Raw genomic sequence first — 12,048 nt, forward strand, 5'->3', positions numbered from 1 at the left:
GTTTTTAAAACATTGACGAGATATCATGTATCTCTTTATTTCGCTTGGCTTTTTGTTCAGTTTTCAAAGAACTTTTTGTTGTCATAAGCGACAACTTTTAAAATTATACACTATCGATATTGTAATGTCAATAGCTTTTTTGTGATCGCCTTGTTTTCCTTAGCGACAAGAATTATTATATCAATATATTTATCTAAATGCAATAGTTTTTAAAAACTTTTTTTAATTTAGTGTATCAACAATAAATATAGCAGGTTCTGTGCCCAAATTAATAATATCTTCTGTGCTGGTTAGCTTGACAATAGGGCGAGTTAGTTGCTGTTCATTAACAAATATGATCTCACCTATGTCTCCACTATTTAGTCGAACAAGCATACCATTTGTATACCTTAATAGTTCTTTACCGAGTGCTTGAACAATACTTGGCTGAAACTTCCCATATTGCTCTTGAGTTAATTCCTCGATCACTTTAAAAGGAGATTGCTTGGTGCGGTAATGTTTTTCTGAAACCATTGCATGGTAAACGTCTGCTACAGCAACGATTTGACTAAAGGCATAGATTTTTTCAGGCGTTACTCCCATCGGATAACCTGATCCATCTTCTCGTTCATGGTGTTGAAGGATCGCTAATAAAACTGCATCTGTAACACCAATCTGTCCCTTTAACATCTTAAAACTGTGAATTGGGTGTCTTTTTACTTCTTCGTATTCCTCATGTAACAATGGACCATTCTTCATAAGAATTTGACTAGGAAGCTTGGACATTCCAGCATCACTCATTAAACCAGCTAATCCTACTTGAATCCATTCTGCTTTTGAAAAGCCTAATCCTCTTGCAATAATAGCTGAAAAAACTCCAACAAAAATTGAATGATGAAAAACATAACTTTCTTTCGTTGAATAATGGTGTAGCTTAATTATTTCATATTGGGAATCCATCGCCTTTTCTAATAAAGGTATATATAAATTACGTATCTCTGTTATGTTTACAGGCAAGCCTGATTGCCACCCCTGAAAGAATTTTTGATAAGCTTGTACAGCTGCAAGGTACATATCTATAAAAGAATTTTCTTCTTTACTAAAATTTGGCTTACGATCTTCTTCAATTATTTCTCTTGGAGTAAATCTCTCACCTGTAACTAGTTTATTTTCTACATCAACAACATCAATCAAAAAAATATCTATAATTTCTATTAAACTAGTTGTAAGTATTGTACTTTTTTTGATAAACGGTTGATTGGAGTGCAAAAATAAATCATTTGCTACTATGCATCCTTCTTGCAACTGATTACTTCTAACTTTCATAGATGTCCCCTCAATTTCCCAATACTGTTAAATCCATTATACTTTACACGATTTAGGTAAACAAAGGTTTATTTTTTTGATGTTTTGCAACAAGATTTAAGAAAAGAGTCAAACCATTAAGGAGAGCTTAAGAACGAGCCACCTATTTGCTAAATCACAGACAGAAAACGTTCAGGTTCAACTTTGCTCTGACCATAAAATTCTGGAAACTGAAGACTCCAAGTGGAAAATGTCCATATAACATTTAAGATCTAGTTCAAAGAAAAAAGCCTTTTCCCAAATACTGCTGAGAAAAGGCCTTTCTTTATACTATAAGATTTTTATTCATTATCTTCGTCTAACTCTGGTTCTGGTTCTAGTTGTGGTTCATCATTGTCAGCTGGTGTTTCCTGTATAGCATCCTCTTCTGTAGCTGCTTCAACATCATTAGTGTCTTCCACAGCTTCATCTTCATCTCGCTCTTCAATATCTTCATCATCGATATCGACTCGAGCGACTGTAGCAACTTCACCTTCATCACCAACACGGATGAGAGTAACCCCTTGTGTATTTCGTCCCATTTGTGATATTTCACTTACATGTAAACGGATAATAACACCAGCCGTTGTTATAATCATTAAGTCATGATCATTTGAAACAACTGTTAATGAAACAACAGGGCCGTTTTTATCAGTAATGTTACAAGTTTTTATACCTTTACCACCGCGATGTTGAATTCGGTAATCATCAATTGTAGTTCGCTTACCATACCCTTTTTCAGTAACAATAAGAACATCGTGGTCTTGTTCAATGATATCCATTCCGACTACGAGATCATCATCTGATAATGTAATCCCTTTAACACCTGTAGCTGTTCGACCCATTAAACGTACATCATCTTCATGGAAGCGAATAGCTAGACCGCTCTTCGTCCCAATGATAATTTCTTGATTGCCATCCGTTAGACGTACACCTAATAATTCGTCTTCTTCACGTAAGTTAATAGCAAATAATCCACCTCTACGAATATTCGCAAAGTATGAGAGTGGTGATCGTTTACATATTCCTTCTTTGGTCATAAAGAATAGATTATGTTTATCATCAAACTCTTCAATTGGAATGACAGTACTAATGTACTCATCTTTTTCAATTTGAAGAAGATTAATAATCGGGATCCCTTTCGCTGTTCTTCCTAGCTCTGGAATTTCATACCCTTTAAGACGATAAACTTTTCCTTTATTTGTGAAGAAGAGAATCGTATGATGCGAATTTGTCGTAAATAGATGTTGGACAAAATCATCATCATTAGTACCCATTCCTTGTATACCTTTACCTCCACGTTTTTGACTACGATACGTAGAAATAGGTAGGCGTTTAATATAGCCATTGTGCGTTAGGGTAATGACGATATTTTGACGAGGAATTAAATCTTCGTCTTCAAATGACTCTTCACCGATAGAGATAACTGTACGGCGATCATCATTAAACTTCTCTTTAACTTCTGATAATTCTTCACGAATGATTTCTAAAACTTTTTCCCCATCCGCTAGAATAGCTTTTAATTCAGCAATACGTTGAACAAGTTCAGCATACTCTGCTTCAATTTTATCACGTTCTAATCCTGTTAAGCGTTGTAGTCGCATATCAAGGATCGCTTGCGCTTGCTCATAGCTTAATTCAAATCGCTCCATTAATCCATTACGAGCAATTTCTGTCGTTTGTGAGCTACGGATTAATGAAATAATTTCATCGATATGATCTAGTGCGATACGAAGCCCCTCAAGTATATGAGCTCTTGCTTCTGCTTTCCTTAATTCAAATGCTGTACGGCGACGAATAACGACTTTTTGGTGCTCTAAATAATGATACAAGCATTCCTTTAAGTTGAGTACTTTAGGTTGTCCGTCTACAAGAGCTAGCAAGTTAATACCATAACTCGTCTGTAGCGCAGTCTGCTTAAATAAATTATTTAATAGAACATTTGAATTAGCATCTCGTCTTACTTCAATGACAATTCGCATTCCTGTACGGTCTGATTCATCACGTAGATCTGTTATGCCATCAATCTTTTTGTCACGAACTAGCTCAGCAATTTTTTCAATAAGCTTAGCTTTGTTAACCTGGTACGGAAGTTCTGTTACAATAATTCGTTGCTTACCATTTTGCATCTCTTCAATATGAGATTTTGCTCTAAGCGTAATTGAGCCTCTACCCGTTTGGTAAGCTTTACGAATCCCAGATATCCCAACAATTTCTGCTCCAGTTGGAAAGTCAGGTCCAGGTATAAAATTCATTAATTCAGCAACACTAATTTCAGGATTACGACTTAACTCCAGCACACCATCAATTACTTCACCTAATTGATGTGGTGGTATATTGGTCGCCATCCCAACAGCTATACCAGACGTACCATTAACTAATAGATTTGGAAAACGCGAAGGTAATACAATCGGTTCTCTTTCTGAACCATCATAGTTATCTTGGTAGTCGATTGTATCTTTATTAATATCACGGATAAGTTCCATTGAAATTTTAGACATTCTTGCTTCTGTATAACGCATGGCCGCTGCTGCGTCACCATCAACAGAACCAAAGTTACCGTGTCCGTCAATTAACATGTACCGATAACTAAAATCTTGCGCCATTCTTACCATTGTTTCATAAACAGCAGAATCGCCGTGAGGGTGGTACTTACCGATAACCTCACCAACGATACGCGCTGACTTCTTATAAGCTTTATCCGATGTCATTCCGAGTTCATTCATCGCAAATAATATTCGGCGATGAACAGGCTTTAAACCGTCACGTACATCAGGTAATGCCCGGCTAACAATTACACTCATTGCGTAATCTAAAAAAGATGACTTCATTTCTTGACTAATATTTATTTCTTTAACTCTTGAACGGTCCTGTTCTTCCATTTAGAAACCTCCATTTATCCGTTTCGAGCAAGGTTCTTCGTATAGGGTGTCAAAGAGTCCAAGAAAATCGTTGGCGATATTCTTTGTTGACTCGCTTACTCAATGTATTAAAACATACACTCCGCGCCCCAAACTTCTCGGATCTTTTGTTCCTCTTTTTTAACACACATATTAGTAAATATTTAAATATCTAAATTCTTCACGTACTGAGCATTTTCTTGAATAAAATCTCGTCTAGGCTCTACTTTGTCTCCCATAAGGATTTCAAATACTTCATCTGCTTTCATCGCATCCTCTAGAGTTACTTGCAAAACAGTCCTTGTCGAAGGATCCATTGTCGTCTCCCACAGCTGTTCAGGGTTCATTTCTCCTAGACCTTTATAACGCTGAATACCTGGTTTTGCTTTATCAGGTATTTCGCTCAAAATGTTTTCTAACTCTTTATCGTTATAAGCATACTGTATATCGCGCCCTTGCTGTACTTTGTAAAGTGGTGGTTGAGCAATATAAATATAACCTTTTTCAATAATAGGACGCATATACCGATAGAAGAACGTTAAAATTAAAGTACGAATATGTGCCCCGTCAACATCGGCATCCGTCATAATAATAATTTTATGGTAACGTGCCTTTTCAATATTAAAATCGTCTCCAATACCCGTTCCGAGAGCAGTAATAATTGCGCGAATCTCATTATTAGCTAAAATCTTATCAAGTCGAGCTTTTTCGACATTAATAATTTTCCCTCGTAATGGTAGTATCGCTTGGAAATGGCGATCACGACCTTGCTTAGCTGATCCTCCAGCAGAGTCACCCTCAACAATATAAATCTCACTAATTGTAGCATCTTTAGAGGAACAGTCAGCTAGTTTACCTGGCAATGAACTTACTTCTAAAGCACTTTTTCTTCTCGTAAGCTCTCTCGCTTTTTTCGCAGCTTCCCGAGCTCTAGATGCCATTAACCCTTTTTCAACAATTTTTCTAGCGACAGTCGGATTTTCTGATAAGAAACGTGCAAAGTGTTCCGAGAATAGTGAATCTGTAATCGTACGCGCCTCACTATTACCTAATTTCGTTTTTGTTTGACCTTCAAATTGTGGGTCAGGAATTTTAACTGAAATAATGGCTGTTAAACCTTCGCGAACATCTTCACCTGTTAAGTTCGGATCATTTTCTTTAAATAGATTTTGCTTTCTAGCATAGTCATTAATAACACGAGTAAGCCCAGTCTTAAACCCTGATTCATGGGTCCCGCCCTCATGTGTACTAATATTGTTTGCGAACGAATAAATGTTGCTCGTATAGCCATCATTGTACTGAACAGCAATTTCAACATTTAAACCGTCTTTTTCACCCTCGATAAAGATAGGTTCTTCATGAAGTGTTTCTTTCGTTCTATTCAAATGTTCTACAAACGAAGCAATCCCACCTTCATAGTGGAATTTTGCTGACTTACCTTCAGGACGTTTATCGGCAATTTCTATTGTTAAACCACGATTTAAAAAGGCAAGCTCACGAACTCTTGTAGCTAACGTGTCATACTCATAGACAGTAGTTTCTTTAAATATCTCTGAATCAGGTTTAAAGTGAACCTTAGTTCCGTGTTTATCTGTTTCACCGATAACTTGAAGATCACCTTGTGGAACCCCACGCTCAAATCTTTGATGGTGTACCTTATCTTCACGATAAACTGTTACTTCTAACCATGACGAAAGAGCATTTACAACAGAGGCACCAACACCGTGTAATCCACCAGAGACTTTGTATCCACCGCCTCCAAATTTACCACCAGCATGGAGAACTGTCATAATAACTTCTACTGCAGGTCTTCCCATTTTTTCATGAATACCTACAGGAATCCCTCGTCCATTATCTAAAACCGTAATACTATTGTCATCTTCGATAGTAATTGAAATCGTGTCACAATAGCCTGCCATTGCTTCGTCAATACTATTATCAACAATTTCCCATACTAAATGGTGTAAGCCACGTATACTAGTAGAACCGATGTACATACCTGGACGTTTCCTAACAGCTTCTAAACCTTCTAACACCTGTATTTGACTTTCATCGTATGAATGTTGTTGTTCAATCGTCAATCTCTTCACCTTCACTTCTATCAGTGGTCTCCACTGTCAATTTTTATGTCATCAACCAAGAAAAACACGAGTGCCCGTTCAGCAGCGCTAGAGCTGCAAATCACCTAAATGTTATACTTCTTATCTTCTAAAAAAACTAATCAGCATAACTTTCAAGCTCTGAAACCACTTGAGCTCTTCGTTTTAACGTGACAGAAGAAATTGGAGAATAATAGACCTTTTCATTCGTAATAACGATCGACTTAGTCATTTCTTCTGAAATCTGGACAACATAATTTGCTTTAAAATGGGCATTAATAAACTCTTTTGTTATTCCCGATGACTCTTTCATATCACTATTTAGTATTGCAACAACATCTTTGGAGCGAATAACGGTATCTCCACCTAAATGAATAAACAAAAGATCACCTCAGTTCATCTTCTCTACTTTGCCTTGAGTCACACAATAAGTTGCAGCTTGCTTTAACGTTTGATGATCAATCCCGTCTACACTTGTTGTTGTTACAAACGTTTGAACTTTGCCCTGGATCGTGTTTAGCAAATGTGATTGGCGATAATCATCTAACTCTGATAGAACATCGTCTAATAAAAGAATAGGATATTCACCAACTTTTGAATGAATCAATTCTATTTCTGCTAGCTTTACTGATAAAGCTGTTGTCCGTTGTTGTCCTTGAGAACCGAATGTTTGCACATCCATGTCATTGACTAAAAATCCAATATCATCACGATGTGGTCCAACAAGAGTTGTTCCTCTTTGGATCTCTCTTTCCTTCACTTTTTCAAATCCTTTATAGAGTTCTTCTTCTATTTTCGACAATTCCATCTTTTCTGATACGTTAATTGATGGTTTATATTGGAGAAGTAGTAACTCTTTTCCACGACTTATCTCTTTATGAATAGCTTCAGCCCACTTTTGCAGCAGTTCAATAAACTCAAAGCGCTTTGCAATTACTTTGACAGCCTCTGAAACGAGTTGCGCAGTGAGTACATCAAGCATCACCTTATTGCCTTTATTTTTTTGTAATTCTTTAAGTAGGTGATTGCGCTGTTGAAGAATTTTTTGATACTTTCCTAGATGAAAAAGATAAAGTGGATTAATCTGGCCAATTTCCATATCAATAAAACGTCTCCTTACTTGAGGAGCACCTTTCACTAAATTTAAGTCTTCTGGAGCAAACATAACAACATTCGCTGCTCCTATATATTCACTTAATTTTCGTTGTTCTAGACTATTTATTTTTACTTTCTTACCTTTAGAAGAAATGATGACTTCCAATGTTAGCGGTCCATTCCGCCTTTGAAGCTTTCCATCTATTTTAGCAAAGTCTTCATTCCAATGAATTAATTCTTTATCTCGAGCCGTTCGATGTGATTTGGCCATCGCAAGAACGTAGATCGCCTCAATTAAATTCGTCTTACCTTGTGCGTTTTCACCTAGAATCACATTTACTTGATCTTCAAATGTTAAATGGACTTTTTCATAATTGCGGTAATTGGTTACCACGAGTTCTTTAATATGCAAAGGGTAATCCCCCTCAAGATCCGGTCACTATCTTAAAAGTACCTACTGTTTCAATGGCAATTTGATCGTTTGGATATAATTTTTTACCGCGACGGTTTTCTAATTCATCATTTACCACAACCTCATGTTCTGATAAAAACCATTTCGCCATTCCACCCGTATCAATGACTCCAATTTCTTTAAGAAATTGACCTAAAGTAATATATTCTGAATTAATTACGACTTCTTCTGGCATAAGAGAACCCTCACTTTCTTTAATTTTGGTGCTAGTAAATTTTTATTGGTGATTGTTATTGGATCCTTAATTAAGAGTAAAGCCTTTTAAAAAGCAGAAACCGCAATTGAACAAAAGAAAACACGATGAAATAACCATAAATGTTATTTATCAATGGCTTTCTTTCCTTCATGCTTTACAAGATATTTAGCTTTCTTATCATGCAAAGATAAAACAGCAATCTTCTCGGCAATTGCTGTTATTCATCCGTTTACCTTTACTTTTTATCAATCGATAATCAAAGTTCTTATCTCTATTGTACTAAACTATTGTTAGAACGCCAATAGTTGTACGTTAACTTAGTCAAATCAGCTTAATTTAATGCCTTGTTTTGTTTTATAAAAAGCTGCAGGCCATTGGCTTGCAGCTGTAAAATTTAATAAGTGCGAACTGGAGAAAATAAATGAAGTGCTAGATCATGTTCTGTCGGGCGCACAACAAACGGGCTCATTGCCCCAGTAAATACGATATGAATTTCATCGCTATCAACAACCTTTAGGGCATCAATAACATTTTTACCATTAAATGAGATTCTTAAATCTTCTCCGTTTAATTCAATACTCTTAATTTTTTCTGTAACCTTCCCAATTTCAGGTGTAATGGACGTGATCTCAATCTCGCCATCCTCTAAAGTTTTTAAGTTGATAACGTTATTTTTGCCTTCTCTTGATAGTAATAACGCTCTTTCCAACGTCTGTAAAAATGGTTTTGTATTAATTTTAAACTCAGTTTTTGAATGTGTTGGAATCATATTCTTCGTAACTGGGTATTTACCATCTAGCAGCCTTGAAAAGAATAATAAATTATTGAGTCGGAATAAAACTTGGCTTTCAGTAACGACAACATCAATCATTTCATTAGTTTCTTCTAAAACTTTACTTAATTCACTTAAACTTTTTCCCGGAATAACAACATTTTCAAAATTCAGCTCACTATTATTTGTTTCAATCTTTGCTTTTCTCATTGCTAGTCGATGACTATCTGTTGCAGTACAGATTAACTCTTCGTTTTCCACTGTCAAGTTTACACCTGTCAACACAGGGCGTGTTTCCTGAGTGGACACGGCGAACCCAGTTTGTCGAATAATATTCTTAAGTAGATCTTGTGGCAACCGGAAAACATGATGTTCTTCAACTTGTGGTAAACGCGGGTATTCCTCTGGATCTAATCCATTTAAGTTAAAAACAGCTGACCCTGAACGAATCGTTGTTGCAAATTGGTCTTGAACAGAAACCTCTATTTGACCTTCTGGTAATTTTTTTACGATTTCCGCAAAATACTTCGCTTGAAGAACAATACTTCCTTCAGCTAAAACCTCTACTAAAACTTTGTCATTTTCTTCAGTAGGTATAAAGCTCTCAATTGAAATATCCGAATCACTACCAGTTAGTGTTACACCTTCTTTTGTAGCTACAATTTTTATACCTGTAAGAATTGGAATCGTTGTTCTAGATGAAACTGCTTTAGATACATGTTGCACGCTATGTACAAAACGATCTCTATTAATTACAAATTGCATTTTTGATCACCTTTATATAATTTATTTTTTATTTAAAAAAGTAATAGTAATAGTAATAGGGCTTGTGGATTTGTGGAAAAGTCTATTTAAGTCGAAAGTTAAAGCCTATACACATGTGGATAATGTGTGCATAGGCTAGGTTGAGTTATTCACATAAGTCACAAATTTAATTTCTTAACTGTTCGACAATATCTTGTATTTTTTGTTGTAATTCATGATCTGTCGTTAATAATTTTGAAATTTTTTCGTGGGCATGGATGACAGTCGTGTGATCACGGCCACCGAATTCGCTTCCGATCTTTGGTAATGAAGCATCTGTCATTTCCCTAGATAAATACATTGCAATTTGCCTAGGAAAGGCTACAGATTTTGTCCGTTTCTTTGCTTTAAAATCATCTAATTTCACACTATAGTGTTCTCCAACTGCTTTTTGAATATCAACGATCGTTAATATTTTTGGTTTAGAGTTAGGAATAATGTCCTTCAATGCATCAGCTGCTAAATCAGCGTTCATGTCTTGATTGATAAGAGATGAATAGGCTACGACACGAATAAGGGCCCCTTCTAACTCACGAATATTTGTATCAATCTGATTCGCAATGTAAAGCATGACTTCATTAGGGATATCTAGATTTTCAGCCTTTGCTTTTTTCCTCAAGATCGCAATTCTTGTCTCTAAATCTGGAGGAGTAATATCTGTAATCAGTCCCCATTCAAAGCGAGAACGTAGTCGATCTTCTAATGTCGGAATTTCTTTAGGTGGACGGTCACTTGAGATCACAATTTGTTTACTTTCTTCGTGTAGTGCATTAAATGTATGGAAAAATTCCTCTTGTGTTTGTTCTTTTCCAGCTAAGAACTGAATATCATCTATTAATAGCACGTCCACATTTCGATATTTATTGCGGAAATGAACAGCTTTGTTGTCACGGATTGCATTAATAAACTCATTCGTGAACTTCTCTGATGATAAGTAAACGACTTTTGCATTAGGGTTATGATCAATTACATAATGTCCTATTGCGTGCATTAAGTGCGTTTTTCCTAGACCAACCCCTCCATAAATAAACAGAGGATTATAGGCTTTTGCTGGTGCTTCTGCAACCGCAAGAGAGGCAGCGTGTGCAAAGCGATTTCCAGAACCAATAACAAAAGTATCAAACGTGTATTTTGGATTTAACATACTTTTAGGAATATCACCATTGGTCGGTTGAGGTTCCTTAGGTAATTTTTTTACTTCTTGTTCAATTAGAAGATCATCTTCTAACTGATTTTTTGGGATAATAAATTTAACATTTAAATTAGAGCCAGTAATATCTTCTAACGTTTCAGAAATAATACTTGAATAACGATTTTCTAACCAATCTCTTGCAAATTCATTTGGCGCAGTGATGATAATCGTATCACTTTCAATGCTATTTGCTTTCGTAGCTTTTAACCAAGTTTCAAAGCTAGGCTTACTTACTTTAGCTTCCATTGCAGCTAAAGCCCGGTCCCATAAATCGTTTATGTTCTCCAATTATTGCTCCCTCCTTTTCTTTAGGGATAGACATTCCGAGATTTAGAAATAATTAAATAAAAACTTGGCTTATATCCAAGTTTTTATAGGATAGTAGCGTTCTTCTACTTATGGTGTACAACGATTGTATAATGCAGTTTTTTATAAATGTATAAGTATGCAATACACATAATATGTGGAGAAAAGTATAATATAGTAGAAAAGCGTCGTAATTTCAATTATAAACATCGTGTGGATAAGACTATAAACAGCATTTTAAAACTGTCCACAGGTTTATTCACAGGTTGTGGATAAAAATAGTATCAAACGAATCTATCCACGGGTGAAAACAAATATATAATAGCAAAAAATGATAGGTGTTGCAACGCTTTTATAGATTTATCCACAGAATACTAGTGCTTGTGTTTAAAATTTGTCCACAACACTAGATGCTGTGTACAGACTGTAAATAAAGTTGAGGAAAAGTCAAAAGTTGTCGATAATTGTTATCCACAAGTCGAAAAGTGGGAATAGTTAATTGAGTAATTAGATGAAAATGTAAAGCGATCATCATTAGCTTTATATAGAAATTAGTTATCTGGAGAAAAAAAATGAAAGATTTAACAATAGGAGAAATCTAAAGGTGTACTTGACAATTGGTTGCTCAATTCCTTATAATTTACAAGAATGTCTATGTTGAGTATATCCTCAGGGAGGTGTTATAGATGGGAAAACCAACGTTTCAACCAAATAACCGAAAGCGTAAGAAAGTTCACGGCTTCCGTGCACGTATGAGCACACCAAACGGTCGTAAAGTTTTAGCTCGTCGTCGTCGTAAAGGAAGAAAAGTATTATCTGCATAGGCCACTGGAATCTTCAGTGGTCTTTTTCACTAAAAAAAGAGGAAGTAGATCATACTGTTCTATTT

At 35.7% G+C, this 12,048-nt stretch carries 9 protein-coding genes; 1 reads left to right on the forward strand and 8 read right to left on the reverse strand.

The window, feature by feature from the left end; translation table 11 throughout:
• Positions 1 to 222 precede the first annotated feature (222 nt).
• The 8 genes from GKP30_RS21995 to dnaA form a co-directional block, all read right to left on the reverse strand.
• Positions 223 to 1,305: an HD-GYP domain-containing protein gene (locus GKP30_RS21995; RefSeq protein WP_216831617.1), complete on the reverse strand. Its 1,083-nt coding sequence runs from the start codon at positions 1,303 to 1,305 to the stop codon at positions 223 to 225.
• Between the two features lie 320 nt (positions 1,306 to 1,625).
• A complete protein-coding gene (gene gyrA / locus GKP30_RS22000; protein WP_216831618.1) occupies positions 1,626 to 4,205 on the reverse strand; it encodes a DNA gyrase subunit A in 2,580 nt (859 codons plus the stop codon).
• Between the two features lie 182 nt (positions 4,206 to 4,387).
• Positions 4,388 to 6,304: a DNA topoisomerase (ATP-hydrolyzing) subunit B gene (gyrB, locus tag GKP30_RS22005; protein WP_216831619.1), complete on the reverse strand. Its 1,917-nt coding sequence runs from the start codon at positions 6,302 to 6,304 to the stop codon at positions 4,388 to 4,390.
• 136 nt (positions 6,305 to 6,440) lie between these two features.
• Positions 6,441 to 6,704 (reverse strand): extracellular matrix regulator RemB, encoded by a 264-nt coding sequence (gene remB / locus GKP30_RS22010; RefSeq protein ID WP_216831620.1) that lies wholly within the window; start codon positions 6,702 to 6,704, stop codon positions 6,441 to 6,443.
• Between the two features lie 9 nt (positions 6,705 to 6,713).
• On the reverse strand, positions 6,714 to 7,829 hold the full coding sequence (gene recF / locus GKP30_RS22015) for a DNA replication/repair protein RecF (RefSeq protein WP_216831621.1): 1,116 nt from the start codon (positions 7,827 to 7,829) through the stop codon (positions 6,714 to 6,716).
• Positions 7,830 to 7,842: 13 nt separating this feature from the next.
• Positions 7,843 to 8,064 carry a S4 domain-containing protein YaaA gene (gene yaaA, locus GKP30_RS22020; RefSeq protein WP_216831622.1) on the reverse strand — a complete coding sequence of 74 codons (222 nt, stop codon included), beginning with the start codon at positions 8,062 to 8,064 and terminating at the stop codon, positions 7,843 to 7,845.
• A gap of 415 nt (positions 8,065 to 8,479) precedes the next feature.
• Positions 8,480 to 9,622 (reverse strand): DNA polymerase III subunit beta, encoded by a 1,143-nt coding sequence (gene dnaN, locus GKP30_RS22025; protein ID WP_216831623.1) that lies wholly within the window; start codon positions 9,620 to 9,622, stop codon positions 8,480 to 8,482.
• Positions 9,623 to 9,788: 166 nt separating this feature from the next.
• Positions 9,789 to 11,141: a chromosomal replication initiator protein DnaA gene (dnaA, locus tag GKP30_RS22030; RefSeq protein ID WP_216831624.1), complete on the reverse strand. Its 1,353-nt coding sequence runs from the start codon at positions 11,139 to 11,141 to the stop codon at positions 9,789 to 9,791.
• 704 nt (positions 11,142 to 11,845) lie between these two features.
• On the opposite strand from dnaA, the gene rpmH reads away from it, so the two are divergent.
• The gene (rpmH, locus tag GKP30_RS22035) at positions 11,846 to 11,983 is read left to right on the forward strand and encodes a 50S ribosomal protein L34 (protein WP_209125223.1); all 138 of its coding nucleotides are present in this window, start codon (positions 11,846 to 11,848) and stop codon (positions 11,981 to 11,983) included.
• Positions 11,984 to 12,048 lie beyond the last annotated feature (65 nt).

It is taken from the genome of Alkalihalobacterium elongatum (assembly GCF_019024285.1).
GTDB lineage: Bacteria > Bacillota > Bacilli > Bacillales > Bacillaceae_F > Alkalihalobacterium > Alkalihalobacterium elongatum.

Excerpts from the sequence above, each read along its gene's own strand:
- GKP30_RS21995 (WP_216831617.1), bottom strand. The coding sequence starts at position 1,305 with ATGAAAGTTAGAAGTAATCAGTTGCAAGAAGGATGCATAGTAGCAAAT.
- yaaA (WP_216831622.1), bottom strand. The coding sequence starts at position 8,064 with ATGCCAGAAGAAGTCGTAATTAATTCAGAATATATTACTTTAGGTCAA.
- gyrA (WP_216831618.1), bottom strand. The coding sequence starts at position 4,205 with ATGGAAGAACAGGACCGTTCAAGAGTTAAAGAAATAAATATTAGTCAA.
- rpmH (WP_209125223.1), top strand. The coding sequence starts at position 11,846 with ATGGGAAAACCAACGTTTCAACCAAATAACCGAAAGCGTAAGAAAGTT.
- dnaN (WP_216831623.1), bottom strand. The coding sequence starts at position 9,622 with ATGCAATTTGTAATTAATAGAGATCGTTTTGTACATAGCGTGCAACAT.